Here is a 19,042-nt window from a genome sequence, read left to right as displayed (position 1 = left end):
TGTATTCGGTGTTATCACTTGAGCCTCCGAAGATCTTTATTTTTTAACGCCTTGCCTGGAGGGTTTGGGTAGTGCCGGTACTCTTTGGCTCAGATAATAATGCCACAAAATCATCGCGGCTACCGTACGGTATGGTTCCCATTGTTCGGTCACCGCTAACAACTCTTCTTTGGTAATATCTTTTGGCAGATTTTTTACCCGTTTAAGGGCATTCACTGCGGCCAGATCCCCGATAGGGAAAACATCGGTGTGCTGCAGTACAAACATCAGGTAAACATCAACCGTCCAGTTGCCAATGCCTTTGAGGGCGGTTAGTTTGGTACGGATAACATCATCCGGCATTTGTTCCATTTCGGCGAGGTTGATCTGCCCGCTTACAATGGCTTCTGCAAGGTATTTTATATAGATGGTTTTTTGGCGACTTACATAACATGCCCTAAATTCTTCATCGGTAAGCAGTAGTACCCGTGCAGGGGTAATTTGCTGTACCCGCTCGCGCAATTTATTTAAGGCCGATAATGCTGAAGCCAGCGATACCTGCTGTTCCAGTATAATATGAACCAGCGTTTCAAAGCTATTTGGGCGTGACCATAAAGGCGGATAACCATGGTTTTTGATGATCAGGGCCAGCTCCGAATCGCCCGCGGCGAGCTTATCGCAAATAGTATGGAAGTTTGAATGGGAAAATTGCTCAAACATAGGTTGATATTATGTTTTGCAAGATGGGAGATTGGGTTGGTAATTGCAAATTATGGATATAGAACGTAGCCCTTAAGCTATCAAGTGACAGGATTTTAGAAATCCCCTCTCGAGAGGGGGCGCGGAGGAAAGAGCGATAGCAGGGGTGTGTTTCTGCGATTAGAATACCCAAACAGAAACACACCCCTCCACCCCTCTCAAGAGGGGAATCGCACAACTCCCATGCTTTTAGCTTATTAAATTATGCGTCTCTACGGGAAAAATGCAGGGTTTTACTCGTAACTATGCCGCTCAAAATCATAATCAGATTGTGAGGTAATGATCTTTTTTCGCCGCTCGATATCCGTATCCAGGTTGTGATCGTAAATATTATCGGTAACCGCTATATCACGTTCTTTATCACGTTCGGCAAGGTGGATATTGGCTTCGGCTGTTTTGGCGATAGCCGTATCATAAGGTCCTTTGGGCGACATCAGCTTTACAAATACCGGCAAACATTCAAACAAAATGAACAGGTAGCCGATAAAAGAGATAGCAAGGTAGGTATCAAGGTCGCGCTTACCGTTTTCGGTATAGGTAAGCTGGCCCAACGCCCAGTTACGGTCGGAAAATCCTGCTATACTGGCTAAACTATCTAACTGATGCTCAGTGAACAGCCGGGTACTGTTTAAACCTTCATAATCTTTCCGGGCGCTCAGGTACTGGTCCATCTGCCCTAAATTATCAGTAACGGATTTAAGCCGGGCTTCCTTTTCTTCCAGTATGGCCTGCTTTTGCTTTGCATAAGTGCCATAACCGGTAATGCCCGACGTTTGGTTGGTTTTATCACCGAAAACTTCCTGGTTAAGCTGATAACGTGAGCGGTTAATATCCCGCTCCAATGAATCTTTTTCCTTTTTCAAATCGGTGTTTTTACCCAGCTCCATGGCATACTTCTGCATGTAGGTTTTTTCGAGGGTATCAATTTTACTGCGTTGCCCTTTTAAATAGGCGGTTTTTAGTTTCTGGCGAATTTCTTTATCAAAGATCTTGAGTTCAAGCGGGCGTGATATCACAATACCGATCATAATGGCCAGCAAAATACGGGGCGATGCCTGCAGGATCTGCTGGTTGGTTGTGCCTTCTTTGTTGATACTGGATACAATGTAGCGATCCATGTTAAAAATGGCCGTTCCCCATAGTAAACCGAATAGTATAGCAAAACCTACAGCAAAGGCATCGCCATTAAAAACAAAGTACATGGCATAACCACCGGATAACGCGGCGAACAGTGCCGTGAAAAATATGGTAGCCCCAATACCAACATACTTATTATGTTCAATTGGGTACTTTTTTAGGGTATCGATATGTGCTCCTGAACAGAACCAGAAAAAGCGTGTAACTTTTTTCATTAAGTAATTATTGTGTAAACATATATGAAACGCTCATATACTTTGATTGTTACAAATAACAAGCCTAAATATTTGATTAAGAAAAAAACTACCTTTGAATTATAATTACATTTAACATGAACGAGATAACCGTACAGGAACTAAAAGAGAAAATTGACAAAGGCGAAGACTTTCAACTGATTGATGTTAGGGAAGATTTCGAATACGAAACTTCAAACCTTGGCGGGCAGCTTATACCGCTTGGCGGAGTGCTGATAGAATCGGAAAAGATAAGTAAAGACAAGCCGGTAGTAGTAATGTGCCGCAGCGGTAAACGCAGCGCGGCTGCTATTATGCAACTGGAGCAGCAGGGTTTCACCAATCTGTCAAATTTGAGGGGCGGGATCCTCGCATGGCAGGCCGAAATTGACCCTGAATTAAACGTATACTAATAATGGGCTTTAAACTGGTGCTCAATGTGCTTTACACCATGGGTGTAGCTTTGTGCTTTATTGTTGCTTATAAAATGTTCACCGAAAAAAACTACCTGATCATGGCCGGTGCCATGGTTGTTGGCGTAGTTGTGATTTTCATGAAGCTGAGGCTTTTGAAACAGGTTAAAGAGACCCAGCAAGCCCCGCAAAATAAAAAAGGCAAAGGGGCTAAGTAACCCGATATTAATTAGGCTCCAGACTTACGAAGTTTTTAAAACTTCGTAAGTCTTCTCTACTTCTAATGGCGCAAGTTTTGTGTAAAGGGAACAAGCGCCGGCTAACTTGTGCCGTTATGCTAAGTCGGCAAAAAAAATACCCCCCTTTCGCATCCATCTAATTCCCGGCAATAACAGCCTTAATTCCCTAAAAAACATTCTTTTATAATAAGCTTGCAGCATGCAAAAAAAGCTTAACTTCATTGCATGTTTATAGCAGTATTAGGAGTGATTGTACTCATTGTGGGTATAGTGCTCAAACGTTCGCCCGAACCGGCCGGCCGCTTTAACGGCGTGGTAACCGCGGTGGGTATCGCCATGGTTGTACTTGGTCTGTTACTCAATATTTTTAAAGTTATTGAACCTGGTAAAGTGGGGGTTCAAACCCTTTTTGGCAAGGTGCAGGACCAGGTGCTTGAAAGTGGTTTACACATTATAAACCCTGTTGTAGAGATCACAACTTTCGATGTGCAGACCCAAACCTATACCATGAGTGCGGTTAATAATGAAGGCCAAAAGGAAGGCGATGATGCTATCCGCGTGCTTTCATCAGATGGATTGGAGGTTACCATCGACCTTTCGGTGCTGTATAAAGTGAAACCCGATAAAGCCCCGTACATTATGCAGAACATTGGCGAAAACTATGTAGATAAGATCGTTCGCCCGGTTTCGCGCACGGCCATCCGCGATAACGCGGTTGCTTATGCTGCCGTCGACCTGTATTCGACCAAACGACAGGAGTTTCAGGATAAAATAAACCGTTACATTACCGCCAGTTTTGAAAAACGCGGACTTGAACTGCAGCAGATCCTGGTGCGCAACATCACCCTGCCTGCCTCGGTACGGGCCAGCATTGAATCAAAGATCAACGCCGAGCAGGATGCCCAGAAGATGGAGTTCGTACTGCAAAAGGAACGCCAGGAAGCCGAACGTAAGCGGGTGGAAGCGCAGGGTATTGCCGATTATCAGCGTATCCTTTCAACCGGGTTATCGGATAAGCAACTGCAATACGAAGCCATAAAAGCACAAAAGGAAATAGCGCTTTCGCCCAATGCCAAGGTGATTATTATTGGCGGCGGAAAGGGAGGCAACCCGATAATGATCAGCGATAAATAGTGCGTGATTAATGTACCTTGTTTTGGGCGGGCATAAATGGATTAGTCCGCCCTGTAGGCTTTCAATATCTTCCTTTCCCTACCTTCTCCGGGCCAAAGGGTAATCTTATAGTGATCGGTACCTTCGTCCTCATCGGGATTTACGTTTTTTACAGCATACGAATAAATGCGTATGCGATATCTTGCCGGGGTAACAATGGCTTTTAAGATAATTTTGGTATCCGGAAAATTCAGGACTTCCATAATGCCCGAACTTAATTTTACACTGCCCTCAACAACGTGATCATATTTGCTGAAATCTTTTTCAGTATCCGCCGTGTTGAGCACATTAAGTTCGGCCTTTATGTGTCCATAACTGGCTGTTTTAATGCCAATGATATCTTCGGTCGTACCTAAGCGCGCATTTTGGGCATCGCTGTTCCAAAAGGTAGTATCACCGGTGGTACCGGTAAAGGCCGAATCGCAGAGGTAAAATTGGTTATGGGTAGTGAAAAAATCGAGGTTGTATTTGCCGGAGGGGTGTAAGGAAAAAGCTAATATCGCAGGCAGCGCCAAAAGACATACGAGTAAGACCGAAACGTTTGTTTTTTGGCTTTTCATTGATAAGGCAAGTTACAAAAAAGATAAAAGTAAATTACCAATCAAACGTAAACAACCCCGAATATCTGCTTAAAAACCATATTCTTATTGCTTTTGCCTGGCTTTATTCACAACCTCTTTAAAATCGGCATAATAAGAATCTATTGTTTCTTTTTTGATACCTGGCCAAAGGCTTTTATCAACGCTTAACTTATCTATGTCTTCGTCTTTTACCTTATCATGTGCTGTTAAAACGTTGATCCATCGCTGATCATATAACTCGTCATTTGCAGTTACATAAGCTACAACCTGGGGAACAACCTTTTCTAAGGTATCCAGATGCTCAAAGGCATATTGGTTTATCGACATCCCGATTGGGCCGTTCCAGTTGGCTGCCGATACCGTTTTATCTACACTGCGGTTTACATCGTATCTTGATCTTAATTGCGCTACATAAAACCAAAAACAGGCATCGCTATATTTTTCCTGCCCAAATAAAACTATAGCCATAGTAAATAATACCGGAGGGATATGTTTATTGGCGTTGGCCTGCACAGAGGCAATAAGTTTATTTTGAGTTTTGTTGGCGCTGGGATCATAAAATGCCATCATCACCTTCCCGTCTTCATCATTCAATATGATCTGTTCGGCCTTTGATTGTCCCGCCTTTAAAGCCGCAAAATCCTGCGCTTTAACAATACAGGTAGTTGTGATAAGTACGAAAAGTAAAAGATATTTCATGGTTTAGCGTTGATTGCTAAATGTAGGTAAAACAAAACTTTTAGATGGCATATCTAAAACAAAAAACGCATAACCCGCATCTCCCATCATGCATGTTTGATCTGCATAGCGGGAGACGGCATGTGATGCGTCTCTGCAAAAAATAAAAAAAGGACGGGAATGTGCGATTCCCCTCTTGAGAGGGGCGGAGGGGTGTGTTTCTGCTTTGATAATCAAATCGCACAAACACACCCCTGCTCTCGCTCATTCCCGCCGCGCCCCTCTCAAGAGGGAATTTTTAAGGAGGGGTGTTTATTTCTCGTTACTCATTGAATAAGGCACATCGGCATCTTTGGTACCGCGGTCTTTATTCGGAGTGGCCTGCATATCAAAATCAAGTACTGCACCATTTAGTAAACCTTTATGGCTTAACCAGTTATTAGTGTATGGTTTGCCATCAACTGTAAGTGTGTTTACATACTTGTTATCTGCGCTGTTTTTTGGCGCGTTGATGGTGATGGTTTTGCCATTCTCTAAATTAACAGTTACTTTTTTAAACAGCGGGGCACCTAAAACATACTGGTCGCTGGCCGGGGTTACCGGGTAAAAGCCCATTGCTGAGAAGATATACCATGCAGAAGTTTGACCGTTATCCTCGTCGCCGCAGTAACCATCAGGAGTTGCCCGGTAAAGCCTGTTCATTGCTTCACGAACCCAGTACTGGGTTTTCCATGGTTGATTTGCGTGATTGTAAAGATAGATCATGTGCTGGATAGGCTGGTTACCGTGCGCGTATTGGCCCATACCTGCAATCTGCATTTCGCGGATCTCGTGGATCACACCACCATAGTAGCTGTCATCAAATACCGGCGGCATTTCAAATACGGAATCCAGTTTGGCTGCAAATTGCTGCTTGCCGCCCATCAGGTTTATTAAACCCTGAATATCATGGAACACGCCCCAGCTATAGTGCCAGCTGTTACCTTCGGTAAAGGCATCGCCCCATTTAAACGGATTAAATGGCGTTTCAAAAGTACCATCCTGATTTTTACCGCGCATCAGTTTAGTTTGCGGGTCGAAGATATTACGATAGTTTTGGCTGCGTTTTTTGTAGATCTCTATTTCCTTTTTAGGTTTGCCCAAAGCCTTACCCAACTGGTAAATAGCAAAATCGTCATAAGCATACTCGAGAGTACGGGCAGCATTTTCGTTGATCTTTACGTTGTATGGCACATAGCCTAAAGTGTTATAATACTGCACACCCCGGCGACCGGTAGCATTAGGCCCTTCGTTGTTGGCACCGTGTTTAAGGGCCTGGTATAAAGTCTCGATATCGTAACCGCGCAGGCCTTTCAGGTAAGCTTCAGAAACTACCGATGCAGAGTTGTTACCAATCATACAATCCGCATAACCCGGGCTCGACCATTCAGGCAGCCAGCCGCCTTCTTTGTAATCATTGATCAGGCCTTCCTGCATTTCTTTGTTGATAGATGGGTAAACCAAGTTCAGGAAAGGATACAATGCCCTGAAGGTATCCCAGAAACCGGTACCGGCAAACAGGTAACCCGGCGCAACTTTACCATTGAAAGGGCTGTAATGTACATTTTGCCCATTGGCATCCACCTCGTACATCTTGTTTGGGAAAAACAGCATACGGTAAAGGCTGCTGTAAAAAGTACGGGTTTGGTCAATAGTACCACCTTCAACATTTAAACGACTTAACGTTTTGTTCCAGGTATCTTTTGCTTTTTGGCAGGTAGCAGCAAAATCATCGTTGCCCAACTCGCGTTTCAGGTTAAGTTCGGCCTGCTCAATGCTGATGAATGATGAGGCTACTTTAAGATGAACTTTTTCACCTTTAGCGGTTTTCAGTGTGATCACCGCACCAGCATGATCGCCGGTGTATTCCAGTTGCCCGGCATCCTGTTTCCAATCGTGCCATGCAGAGGCCAGCGCGAATGGTTTATCTACATAAATAACAAAATAGTTTTTGAAGTTGGCAGGTACAGCGCCGCTATTTTTAGTGCTATAGCCAATAATCTTTTGCTCGCCGGGCATGATCTTTACGTATGAGCCTTTGTCAAAAGCGTCGATCACGATATGCGAGTTGTCACTTTTAGGGAAAGTGAATTGGAAGCTGGCAGCGCGTTCGGTTGGCGTTATTTCAGTTGTTACGTCATAGTCGGCCAGGTAAACGCTGTAATAGTATGGTTTCGCTGTTTCAGCTTTATGCGAGAACCAGCTGGCGCGATCTTTTTCATCCAGTTTTAACTTACCTGTTTCGGGGAACACAGAAAACATACCATAATCATTCATCCAGGGCGATGGCTGATGGGTTTGTTTAAAACCGAGGATCTTATCGGCATCATAAGTGTACTGCCACCCATCGCCCATTTTACCGGTTTGCGGTGTCCAGAAGTTCATACCCCATGGCAGTGCTACGGCCGGGTAAGTATTCCCATTGGAGAGCGATGGCTTTGATTGCGTGCCCATAAGCGGGTTGATCAGATCGACAGGTGACGGCACCTTTTCTTGTGCTGAAAGTGCTGCCGGTAAAAAGGCAAACGCCAGGAGAAGTAATTTTTTCATTTATTATTTGGGGACTTTATTTTCAAATCAATACAGTATTATCGGTACTCAAAGAAATTTAAAACGGGGATTGCGCGATTCCCTCCCTCTGGAGGGTGTAGGGAGGGGTTAATCACCATGCATATTCATTAGCAAAGCCTACAAACCCCACCCCGCCACAACACTTTCCACCGCACCCCTCCCAAGGGAGGGAATTAAAAAATCTTCCGAATAGCCGTTATCAATACAAGGACAAATTTTTTGAGCGAATTACGGAATCTCTTTTCAAAAAAACTTCCGCACGTGAAATTTCGCGTACGGAAGCATAAATCAACTCTCTCTCAAAAAAGACTCTTTTTACCATTTAATGCTCACCTTAATACCATCGGGACTGTTGGCAAAGCCCAGGTACAGGGTTTTTGATGATTTATCCCACGAGGATTTTACATCAGCAATGGTTTTTCCTGTATTATCGGTAACTACTGTTTCTTTCGGTTGCGCCGGCAATAAGATCCGGGCGCTGTTTAATGTATTAATCGGGCTTTTGGCTACAAAACTGTAACTATTTTCCGTTGTAACTTCATCATAAACCCTTGAGGCCGAAGCTAATACTTTTGGTTGCTTTTTATCTTCAACACGTTTAACTACGTATAACAAGGCCTGCTCATTAGGATTAATGATTTTTTTATCCAACACAGGTAACTGCGGATCAAAAAGGTCGATAACGGGGCCTTTAACAGTGTATGATTTGCTGTCAGTGTTTTCGTCCATTACCGAAATAATATCATACGGGCCGCGCTCCAGGTACATGCTATTTTTAAATTTTAGCTTACCACCATCGGCATCTTTTTCATAAGCTTGTTTTACAGTTTTGATGAAATTATCATCATTATTAGCCTGCATTACATACTCTTTGGGGTTTTGCCTCAGTACATAAACCGCTCCTTTACCAACAGCAAAACGCTGATCATTCCCGGTTGGGTTTATACCCAGCAGTTTAAACAGGTGCTGTGATGGCGCTTTAAAATTATTGCCTTTGGTATCCCACCATTCCATTACCGATTGATAGGGATCATCATCGCGACCGGTGTAGATCAGTACACCGCCATTTTTAATCCATTCGGCCAAATGCTCATGAACTTCTGCTGATACCGGTTTCATGTTGGAGTAGCTCATCACCAAAACTTTGATATCCTTAAGCGATGCCGCATAACCCAGGTTTTCCATGTGTACGGTTTGTACCGGAACGCCGCGCTTTACCAGTGGCAGCGTTTGACCATAGAAGTTAGAGAACTGCGGATCTTCAAAGCCGTTATGTGTTGGGAAACGCTGGAACATTAGTGTGTTGCTCATCAGCACGCCGATTCCATTAACACCAGATACTTTGTTGGTTGAAACAGGCATATCATTCAGCGCATTCACCATGATCTGCATCTGGGTGGAATAAAATTGCGGGATCAGCGTTTTTTCATTAGTGCCCAATACCGGGTATGGATGCGTGTAGATACGTTCTGGCCATGGCATTACCTCGTAATCGGCAACCATCGGGTACAACAGTTTGGCGGTAAAAGTAGCCTGGTAGTTGCGTTTGTAATCGCTCCAGTCATGCACACGGTCTTCAATCGGGTCGGTCAGGAAAAACACCTTACGACCTGTCGGCGCTGTCATGGATACTACCGAACCATATTCCAAAAACGCGTTCTCAAATACACGCTCCTTTTCTAAGCCATTAAAGTAAGTAGGCTCACGTGAAGTACCCGTCCAAACCTGGGCGATGTAACCATCAATACCCGGTAGTGATGCCAGACTTGCCTCCGGACTAACGATTTGCCATGACGAATAATTTACCAACGAGTGTGTAGCAATAAACACCTTAATGTTCATCCCTTTGCTTTTGCCATACTCCTTGGCGTATGATGATACCTGTTTGATGGTTTCATAGTACAGGTTATATTTTAGCTTGTTGGATAAGTAAGTATTTTCAGGAGATGCATCCTGTGGTTTCCATGGGAAGCCGTAATATTTTTGCCATTGGTTTTTAAAGCCGGCGCTATAACCTGCGCGGGCCCAAAACTCAGGTTCTTCTAAAAAAATGTTGGTGATCCCTACGTCTATTACCCGTTTGACGACGGCAGTTTTCATGTATTCGATAAACGAATCATCGGGCACAACATAAGGCATATCCTTCCCGTGGAAAATTGTATCGCCTCTTTGGGTTACCTGCCCTACGCCAAGGTGGTTTTTACCGTCCCATTTACCCAAAAAGTAATCTTTGTAGTCGCCCCAGGCAATACCGGTCATGAAATTTACGTCATAGCCACGGTCGCGCCATGATTTAACGCGTTGCTCAAAGGTCATATTAGGATGATCATTAGTGCCGTAAACAATGGCAATATCTGATCGCACATCAATTTCGGGCCTCCAGGGATTGCTGGTTTGGAAAGCCGTTTTCTCTTTCAGGGAAGCCGGTTTGGGGTTAGCATCCTGCGCATAGGCGCCGGCAGCGAGGGCAAGTCCGCAACAAAAAAGCAGCGTATTCTTCATAGTTATATTTTATAAAACTGTGTTGGAAGGAACCACTCCTACGGCCCCTCCCTCACACAGGTATTATTTGTTTTTACGGAACCTTTACCTCTTTAACGTCGGTATAGTTATAATAATTAAGGCCATAGGAAACCCTTGCACCTACGCGGATAAAATAGCTCCTTTTACCCGGCAATGCGCCACCAAGCGTGGTAAGACTAAGAGTTTTACCAACCGAGTTATTTGCATCATTACCGCTCAGCTTAGGTGTGTAGCGGTTATCGTAGTTATTATTGCCTACGTAGTTGTTTGAATTAACAAATACAGCCACATCGCTCACGTTTTGCTGAAAATTAGGATCGGCAGTACCCCGGGTAACTTTAAAGCTGGTAGTTATGGTGCCATCAGCATTCAAAACCGGATCACCAACCCACTCTATCCGTAAAAATGGCTCAACCGAAAAATTTACGGTAGTTACATCCTTAACATCAACTGTCTGGCTTTTATCAACAATGGTTTTGCCGGCATCGTCAACCTGCACCAATGGCACAAAAGCACCCTCTGCCGAAATTACATTTTTACCTGCAAACAGTTTGGTGTTTTGATAAGTACCATCCTGAAATGAGGATATATAAAAAGGGGTTGGGTTAGCGCTCCAGCTTATCTCCAATAATTTGATGCGGGTGCCTGAACCTTGTTCTGTTTGCAGGCTTTTGCCTGTACCTGCATCCGTTACGGTGCCTTTTAAGGTAACATTGGGAGCGGCATAATTATCAACTTTTTTGCATGAGCTGCCTGCGGCAACCAATACACTTAATGCTATGCTATAAAATAGTTTTTTCATCTCTCTCTTAAAATTAATAACCCGGATTTTGAATTAAATTCTGGCTTTTCTGGATCTCGTCCTGCGGGATTTGCTCGTAGTACCAGCGCACATCAAAAGTGTATCTTGAATTACGCTCGTCTAAACGGGCATCAAAGAAATACTTACCATCATTGGCCGAATAGAAAGGCATCAACGTACGATAGATTGTGCTGTTTTGCTCTTTATCGGCAACCCTCCAGCGGCGCATGTCCCAGTATTGTTTGTTTTCAAAACCAAGCTCTTTTTTGCGTTCCTTACGTACTACGTTAATGGTTAGGTCGGTGGTACCAGTTAATAGGTCGGCACCAGCACGCTCACGGATCTGGTTGATCTGCGTAAAGGCATCCTGTAAATAGCTTTTATCCGACTGGCCTAACGAGTTCAGCTCTACGGCAGCTTCGGCACGGTTAAGTAATACCTCAGCATAACGCAATTCTATCCAGGTTTGATCAGAACGGTTTTCCAATACTTCAGATGTAGGTTTATCCGGTACGATATATTTACGGATGGAGAAGCCAGAAACAGAGTTGGTTCCATCGCCTGTAAAATAACCGCTTAAACCGGCAGGGTTCATAGTTGTGCCATTGGGTAATTTATATGGCGTTTGGCTTGCGTTTGCTGATTGAACAATGTTATCAGTAGGATAATGAGCAGTTGAACCTGCAGGCAACAGCGGACTAATTCCACCTGCCGAAGGGCCGGTATAAATACCTCTGCGAATTTCAATGCTTACACCTTTCATCACATCGCCCGGCAAAACTACGGTTGCCCTTAGCCTTGGTTCGGCATTGGCAAATATATCCATGGTGTTGGTGTACAGATCGTATTTGCCACCGGTTGTAGTTTTGATAGTACCATCTGCATTTTTAGGAAAACCGTCAAACAGCTCCACAAAATCCAATGTCGGGTTAACTTCTGATGAGTAACCGTTAGCGCCCATTAACTGGCGTGGCACATTATAAGCATCATATCCATGTACCGATTCAGGGTAGTGATACTGGCGTACAAATATGTTTTCAGGGCTTGATGCATCAAAAAACATATTCACGTAGTTTAGGTACTGCGCGTTTTTATCGCCCGCAGCCCATGCTTTTTTGTACAAGCTGTATTTGCCGTCAAGCAGTGCCGCGGCATCATAAGCTGCTTTAAAATAAGTAACCGCCTTTGCAACCGGGATACCACAAAGCCTGTTGCCGCTGCCATCAACCAATGAAATCTGGTTATATTTAGCTACTGTACCGGCGTAAAGCATTGCCCTTGATTTGAAACCGGCAGCCACATACTTATTGGCCCGGCCAACCTGATTAGTTTCAGGAAGATTAGCGTAAGCATAATCCAGGTCGGTGCCAATAAAATCATAGATCTTTTCTTCAGAATTACGTGGTATTTTTAACTCCTCGATGCTTTGCTCCGGGTATTTAAGCACCTTATCAACCAACGGAACGCCGCCGTAGCGTTTAACTAAAGCAAAATAGGTAGCAGCACGAATAAAGCGGGCTTCACCTAACCAGTTGTTTACCTGATCGTTGGTGAAGTTGCCGGCGTATTTGCCAATGTTCTCGGAAAAATAGTTAGCATCGCGAATGGTGCGGTAACTATCGCTCCAGGTTGACAACCCGGTATTTTCCTGCATTGAACCATTCTGGTCGCGGCTAAGTGCTTCGCCAGTGGTAGCGCTTGTTGGGCTGATAATCCAAAACATGTTTAAGCCACGTTCAGGTGAATATCTAAAATCCTCGATAGGGAGCTCGCTGTACATGCGGGCCATATAGGCAGTTACCCCGGCCGCGCTTGAAAATACATCCTGATCGCTAATGATACTTGGAGGCAGGGTGTCAAGCTTTTTACAGGCTGTTGTCCAGCAAAGTAAAAAAGTGAGTATGATATATGGGAACTTTTTCATGATCTGATGCTTAATTAAAATTTAACATTTAAGCCAAGTGAGAATATTTTATCCAACGGATACAGGTAACCGTAATTTGCGGATGGGTGTTCGGGATCGAGATATTTGAGGCCGGTAACGGTAAGGATGTTGTAACCGTTGGCAAAAATCCTTGCACCCTTTATTCCGAGCACTTTTGCTGCACTTTGCGGGATTGTATAACCTATCTCGGCTGATTTAAGCCTTACATAAGCAGCACTGTGGATGTTTGATAGCGAGTTTGTATTGGCAGTTGTACCTGTAAGAGCAAATGTACCTGGTGTCCATACCGTATTAGGATTATATGGGTCGGCTTTAGGATCAGTTGGGTGGTACCTGTCCATAAACATGGCCAATGCACTTCCGCCACCCCATAACGGGATATTTAACTGCTCAATGTATGATACGTTAATACCAGCAGCGCCTTGTAGTACCGCGTTAACATCAAAGCCTTTGTATGATGCGCCCAACGTTAAGCCAAAAGTTGTAGCCGGCGTACTGTAGTTGTTATTGCTCACGTTTTGAGCTATAGGGTGTACGTCCTGATCGTTAATTACACCATCACCGTTCCAATCCTGCAAAATGTAATCACCAACCACGGCGTTACGGGATACAAATTGAGGGCTATTCAAGATCTGCTGATAGTTTTGGAACTGTCCATCCGCACCATAACCCCAAAAAATATTGTTGTAGCGGTTGTCATTATTGTTATGCCAGTTTAGCTGTGAGTTACCATAAGCTCCATGAATTTTGCTTACCCATTTGCTGCGTGTATAACCGAATGTACCTTTAACCATATAATTTACATTGCCTATATGATTACGGTGGTTTAATTCGATATCAAAACCCTGAGTTTGATCACTATTTAAATTTTCCTGCGGCAGGCCAGCACCTACAACGCCTGGCAACGCCTCAATCCGGGTATCAAGCAAACCGCTCCTGTCGCGTCTGAAAACATCTACGGTTAATCCCAATAAACCATTCCAGGCCTGTAAATCAACACCGGCGTTATAAGTTTTGGCAACCAGCCAAAATATGTAAGGGTTATTAATACCCCTGCTTTGTGCAGCGTTAATGAACGTGCCATCAAACACCGATCCCGATGGCAGTCTATTATTGTCGCCAGAAGCAGGATAATTGTAACCAGCCAGATAATTGAAATTATCAAGATTTGAGTCATCACCCAATTTGGCATATGATAACCTGATCTTCAGATCATCAACAAATGAAAGAGCTGAGGAGTTTTTCCAGAATTTTTCCTGCGATACTCTCCAGCCTAATGATGCTCCAGGGAAAAAGCCCCATCTTTTTAATGGCGAGTTTTTTGAGTTGGCATCATTCCTAAAACTAAATTCGGCCAGGTATTTGCCGTTATAATCATAATTTAATCTGCCAACATATGATTTTGAAATAAACTCAGATGGCAAGCCGTCATCGATAGATGCCTTTTGGTTAAGTGAGTTTCCGGCCCCAAGCTGATCAACCGGTAATGACAACTCTTTCATAGCGTTAAAGTTATCAACCCCCTGTGACCTTTCTTCATACAGGAATAAGCCCGTTAAAGTGTGTCCACCTTTTAATGCCTTGTTATAATTTAGCGACAACTGCATTAAGCTATTAGGCTTTTCATAAAACTGCCTGGTAATTGAGCCTGGGGTTTGATTGGCTATAGGAGAATAGGTGTCTTTATTTGCATCATAAGTGTACTGGTTGTATGAACGCTGATACAGCTTGTTGTTTGACATGTAATAATCATAATTATACAAGCCTTTTACACTTAAGCCCGGCACAAAAGGCACGGTATAGGTTGCCGACATTGATGATTGAAACCATTTATTCGCAATCTTTTTATAACCGCTGATGCCTGCATCTGATAAAGCGACAGGGTTTGAACCATCAACCTCGCCATTATTTAAATACGACGGGTTATTATTGGCATAAACAGTTTGGGTTGGTACCTGGCGCCAAAATGAACGGATAATCCACCATGCATCATTATAAAGCTGATTTGTTTGCTCGATAGTTGCAGCCAGGTTCAGATCAACAGTAAGGTCTTTGGTTACTTTAGAACTGATGTTTGAGCGTACATTGTATTTTTTGTAGTTCAAATCATTGCTTTTGAAAAAGCCGTTCTGATCGGTAGTACCCAAACTCAAAAAGTAGTTAGTATTTTCACTGCCTCCCGACGCGTTCAAGTTATGCTGCTGTTGCGGCGAACTGTTGGCAAAAACCTGCGAATACCAGTCGGTGCTTTTTCTTGAACCATTTCTGAAAGCTTCAAAATCGGCGTCTGTGTATTTTACCTGTCCTCCATTAACATTGTGCAATAATTGCTCGTTTACCAATGTCATGTAATCAATAGCACCAACCGGTTTTGGCATATAAGCCGGAACCTGCCACCCATACGAACCCGAATAATTGAGATCGATAGCACCTTTTTTACCTTTTTTTGTGGTAACCAATACAACACCGTTAGCAGCACGAATCCCGTAAACAGCAGCCGAAGCGTCTTTCAATACCGAAACACTTTCGATATCGTTAGGATCGAGCCTTGAAATATTATCGCGAGGAACACCGTCGATAATCACTAATGGGTTACCGAAACCACGGATATCAAATGAGTTACTGAATGAACCCGGCTCAGAAGTATTTTGAGTGATTCGCACACCGGCTATTTTACCGGCAAGCATATTGAGCGCGTTCTCGTTTTTGGTGGTCACAATCTCAGAGTTGGTAACCGAAGCCACCGAACCTGTCACCGATGCTTTTTTCTGCGTACCGTAACCTACTACAACCACCTCGTTGATGTTGGTGGCATTTGGCAATAATTTAACAGTTACACTTTTTTGAGAACCCACAGCAACTTCTTGCTGTATATAACCCAAAAAGCTAAACACTAAAGTTTGGCTTGGTTCGGCATTGATGCTGAACTGACCATCTATATTAGTAGTAGTTCCATTGGGCGTACCTTTAAGCTTAACGCTTACGCCGGGCAGGGGCTGCCCATGCTCATCATTTACTACCCCGGTAATTTTGCTGCCCTGAGCAAAAGCCGAAGTACACATAGCTAAAAACAAAAGAGCGGCAATGCAGCACTGCAATACTCCTTTAATTTTAGCACGATAACGGATGCGATGGCACCCATCATAATTGGTAAAATTTTCGTACATAAATATTGGTTAATGGGTTTATAACTCTTGCCGCGGGGAAAACAAAAACATTAAACAGGGATGGTTAAACCCGTTCAGTACGTATCACGCTTTCCATTTGGCACAGCAATGATATAGCGGGTGGTATTAAAACAAGGGTTAAAAAAAGGGTTAACTCGGCTAAAATTTTATTAACCGCACAAAAATTAACCGCTTTTTTAAGCTGATGGAGGTATAATTTAAAAAACTGGCGCGGGTTTAGCGATAGTATGCCTTGTGTTCGCTCTTGACGAAGCGCATAAAAACATGTCATTGCGAGGAACGAAGCAATCGCACGGGAGCATGGCCGTTTTGTATAGCATGCGATTGTCACGTCGCGCCCCCGCTCATTTCCTGTTCCGCGCTTCGCAATGACATGGTTTATTATTCACACTTAAAAACCCGCGACAGTGTTAACGTCGAAGGCCTGTTTTGCATAGCAAAACAGGCCTTCGACTAACGTACCCCATTTGGGGGGATGGGCGACTAAAACACCCGGCAAAGCAAACCTTTCAAATACTCACCTTCGGGGAAGGAAGCACGTACCGGGTGGTCTTCCGGCTGGTGGAACTGGTAGATAAACTGTACCTGTTTCCCGGCATCGAGGGCAGCCCAGGCAATTACCTGTTTAAAGGTTTCCATATCCATAGCACCCGAGCAGGAATAGGTTGCCAGCAAGCCGCCCTCATTAAGCAGCAGCATACCCAAACGGTTCAAATCTTTATAAGCACGTGATGCACGGGTGAGCGCCGAGCGTGATGGCGCATATTTAGGCGGATCGAGTACGATTACATCGAACTTCTCGCCCTCATCCCTGAATTTGCGTAACTGCACATTCACGTCAGATTTAATAGCCGTGTGTTTGGTTGCATCCAGTTTATTCAGCCTGATATTTTCGGCCAGCGTTTCAATAGCTAACGCCGAGCTGTCTACACTGGTTACTGATGCGGCACCTTCTTTAAGGCTGTTCAGCGTAAAGCCGCCGGTATAACAAAAGCAGTCCAGTACCTTTTTTTCTTTAGTATGTACAGCCAACACATGACGATTATCGCGCTGATCGCAATAAAAGCCGGATTTTTGGCCTTCGGTGATATTGATACCGTAAATAACGTTGTTTTCTAACACCTCAACCAGCTCAGGCGGCGGACTGCCAGCAAGTACTTTATTCTCAGCTTCGGCCAGCCCTTCGTGGGCACGTGAAGCATTATCGCTTTTATCCGAGATACTTTCGGGATTGAGCAATTTTTTTAGTTCATCAATAATAACAGGCATTACATTTTGAATACCCGAGGTAAGTACCTGCACTGCCAAATGGCCGGCATATTTATCAACAATTAGCCCCGGCAGATAATCCGATTCACTAAAAATTAAACGACAGGTATTGGTACCGTTAGCCAATATGTTAGCACGGCTTTTAACCGCAGTTGCTACTTTTTCGCGAAACCAGGCTTCGTTTACCTGTACATCCTTGTTCCACTCCAGCAAACGTAAAGTAACCCTCGACTGATCGTTATAAAAGCCATAGGCCATGAATTCGCCTTGCGCATTCAGCAGTTTTATCACATCGCCATTGGCAGGCTTGCCCTTTACTTTTTCAATCGCCCCTGAAAATACCCAGGGATGCCTTTGCAGTACGGCTTTTTCTTTACCCTTCTTTAATATAACGTCAATCATGGGTGCAAAGGTAATAAAGCGCTGGCAATTTTAGCTTTACAGCAACGCGGCCTTCATTTATTACGTATTTGTATTAAGGCTTCTAAACCTTGAAAATATTTTTAGGTCATACACAATAATATCCGCATTAAAACATTTGGTATCTTAGATTCGAAAACTATAATCATGAAAAAAACCTACGTACTCCTGTTCAGTATGCTGATAGCGTGCTGTTGTTTTAGCTCAAAGTCATACGCCCAGATACCTCGCATACCTGAGGCCAGCTCAACTCAAACCATCATCCAGGATTTCGGGTTAGGGAAAATAACCATTACTTATTCCCGTCCAAATGTTAAAGACCGCAAAATATTCGGGGGTATTATCCCTTACGGCGAAGTTTGGCGTACCGGCGCCAACGCGGCAACAACCATTACTTTTACCGAAAAAGTTGTTATTGAAGGTAACCCTGTGCCTGCGGGTACTTATTCCCTGTTCAGTATCCCTAATAAAGGCGAGTGGACCATCATCCTCAATAAAGTGGTAAAACAATGGGGCGCTTATAGTTACAAGCAAGACCAGGATTTTCTGCGTTTTAATATCAAGCCAATCCGCGTGAGCGAAAAACGCGAAACTTTTACTATGGCTTTTGTTAATACAACTACAAAATCAACCGACCTTGTTTTGGTTTGGGACAAAACAGCGGCCTATATCCACATGGAAACTGATGACGACGCCAAAATCACAGCCAATATTGATGAGCTGATGAAAGGCGACCGCAAACCATACTATTTCAACGCCATACAATACTACTACGAAAACCATAAAGACGTTGATAAAGCCCTTGGCTGGGTTTACGAAGCCGAAAAAATTGAGCCTAAAGGCCCATGGTATAAGCTATGGGAGTCGCGTTTGTTACTGCGTAAAGGCGATAAAGCTGGCGCAATTGCCGCTGCCGAAGCCGGTATCGCTTTAGCCAACGCCGACAAAGATGAAGAATACGCCCGCTTAAACCAGGAAGCCCTGGATCAGGCTAAGCGATAGCCCTAAGCCCCACCCAACCCTCCCCGGAAGGGAGGGCTTTTAAATATAAAGCTCTTATTTTTAACGGAAATAAGAGCTTTATATTTGCTGT

The 19,042-nt window shown here is 43.9% G+C and carries 14 protein-coding genes; 4 read left to right on the top strand and 10 right to left on the bottom strand.

All coding sequences use genetic code 11. The features are described 5' to 3' along the window. Positions 1-36 precede the first annotated feature (36 nt). Entirely contained in the window at positions 37-699 is a 663-nt protein-coding gene (locus BLP33_RS16945; RefSeq protein WP_090531105.1) for a DNA-3-methyladenine glycosylase family protein, read from the bottom strand. A 272-nt stretch (positions 700-971) separates the two neighbouring features. Further along, on the bottom strand, positions 972-2,090 hold the full coding sequence (locus tag BLP33_RS16940) for a DUF4407 domain-containing protein (RefSeq protein ID WP_090531102.1): 1,119 nt from the start codon (positions 2,088-2,090) through the stop codon (positions 972-974). A gap of 116 nt (positions 2,091-2,206) precedes the next feature. On the opposite strand from BLP33_RS16940, the gene BLP33_RS16935 reads away from it, so the two are divergent. The 3 genes from BLP33_RS16935 to BLP33_RS16925 all read left to right on the top strand — a co-directional run bounded on the left by BLP33_RS16935 (position 2,207) and on the right by BLP33_RS16925 (position 3,894). Continuing rightward, positions 2,207-2,521 carry a rhodanese-like domain-containing protein gene (locus BLP33_RS16935; protein ID WP_090531100.1) on the top strand — a complete coding sequence of 105 codons (315 nt, stop codon included), beginning with the start codon at positions 2,207-2,209 and terminating at the stop codon, positions 2,519-2,521. Between the two features lie 2 nt (positions 2,522-2,523). After that, positions 2,524-2,739: a DUF6358 family protein gene (locus BLP33_RS16930; RefSeq protein WP_090531097.1), complete on the top strand. Its 216-nt coding sequence runs from the start codon at positions 2,524-2,526 to the stop codon at positions 2,737-2,739. 246 nt (positions 2,740-2,985) lie between these two features. Next, a complete protein-coding gene (locus BLP33_RS16925) occupies positions 2,986-3,894 on the top strand; it encodes a prohibitin family protein (protein ID WP_090531094.1) in 909 nt (302 codons plus the stop codon). Positions 3,895-3,935: 41 nt separating this feature from the next. On the opposite strand, the gene BLP33_RS16920 is transcribed toward BLP33_RS16925, so the two are convergent. The 8 genes from BLP33_RS16920 to BLP33_RS16880 all read right to left on the bottom strand — a co-directional run bounded on the left by BLP33_RS16920 (position 3,936) and on the right by BLP33_RS16880 (position 17,931). Further along, positions 3,936-4,493 (bottom strand): hypothetical protein, encoded by a 558-nt coding sequence (locus tag BLP33_RS16920; RefSeq protein WP_090531091.1) that lies wholly within the window; start codon positions 4,491-4,493, stop codon positions 3,936-3,938. Positions 4,494-4,577: 84 nt separating this feature from the next. Next, positions 4,578-5,213 (bottom strand): hypothetical protein, encoded by a 636-nt coding sequence (locus BLP33_RS16915; RefSeq protein ID WP_090531088.1) that lies wholly within the window; start codon positions 5,211-5,213, stop codon positions 4,578-4,580. Positions 5,214-5,504: 291 nt separating this feature from the next. After that, complete coding sequence (locus tag BLP33_RS16910; RefSeq protein ID WP_090531085.1) at positions 5,505-7,781, bottom strand: GH92 family glycosyl hydrolase; 2,277 nt, start codon at positions 7,779-7,781, stop codon at positions 5,505-5,507. Positions 7,782-8,117: 336 nt separating this feature from the next. Continuing rightward, the gene (locus tag BLP33_RS16905) at positions 8,118-10,304 is read right to left on the bottom strand and encodes a type 1 glutamine amidotransferase family protein (RefSeq protein WP_090531082.1); all 2,187 of its coding nucleotides are present in this window, start codon (positions 10,302-10,304) and stop codon (positions 8,118-8,120) included. A gap of 73 nt (positions 10,305-10,377) precedes the next feature. Next, positions 10,378-11,127: a DUF3823 domain-containing protein gene (locus tag BLP33_RS16900; protein ID WP_090531079.1), complete on the bottom strand. Its 750-nt coding sequence runs from the start codon at positions 11,125-11,127 to the stop codon at positions 10,378-10,380. A 13-nt stretch (positions 11,128-11,140) separates the two neighbouring features. Further along, positions 11,141-13,051, bottom strand: a complete 1,911-nt coding sequence (locus tag BLP33_RS16895; protein ID WP_090531076.1) for a RagB/SusD family nutrient uptake outer membrane protein — start codon at positions 13,049-13,051, stop codon at positions 11,141-11,143. Positions 13,052-13,065: 14 nt separating this feature from the next. Then, entirely contained in the window at positions 13,066-16,239 is a 3,174-nt protein-coding gene (locus tag BLP33_RS16890; protein WP_090531073.1) for a SusC/RagA family TonB-linked outer membrane protein, read from the bottom strand. Between the two features lie 504 nt (positions 16,240-16,743). Beyond that, a complete protein-coding gene (locus tag BLP33_RS16880; protein WP_090531067.1) occupies positions 16,744-17,931 on the bottom strand; it encodes a class I SAM-dependent rRNA methyltransferase in 1,188 nt (395 codons plus the stop codon). A 165-nt stretch (positions 17,932-18,096) separates the two neighbouring features. Here BLP33_RS16880 and BLP33_RS16875 point away from each other — a divergent pair, with 165 nt between their 5' ends. Next, positions 18,097-18,951 carry a DUF2911 domain-containing protein gene (locus tag BLP33_RS16875; RefSeq protein WP_090531065.1) on the top strand — a complete coding sequence of 285 codons (855 nt, stop codon included), beginning with the start codon at positions 18,097-18,099 and terminating at the stop codon, positions 18,949-18,951. Positions 18,952-19,042: the final 91 nt, after the last annotated feature.

Origin of the sequence: Mucilaginibacter sp. NFR10 (assembly GCF_900100445.1) — a bacterium.
Taxonomy (GTDB): Bacteria; Bacteroidota; Bacteroidia; order Sphingobacteriales; family Sphingobacteriaceae; genus Mucilaginibacter; species Mucilaginibacter rubeus.
The sequence above is the reverse complement of the archived record's forward strand: the minus strand, read 5'-3'. Positions and strand labels throughout refer to the sequence as shown.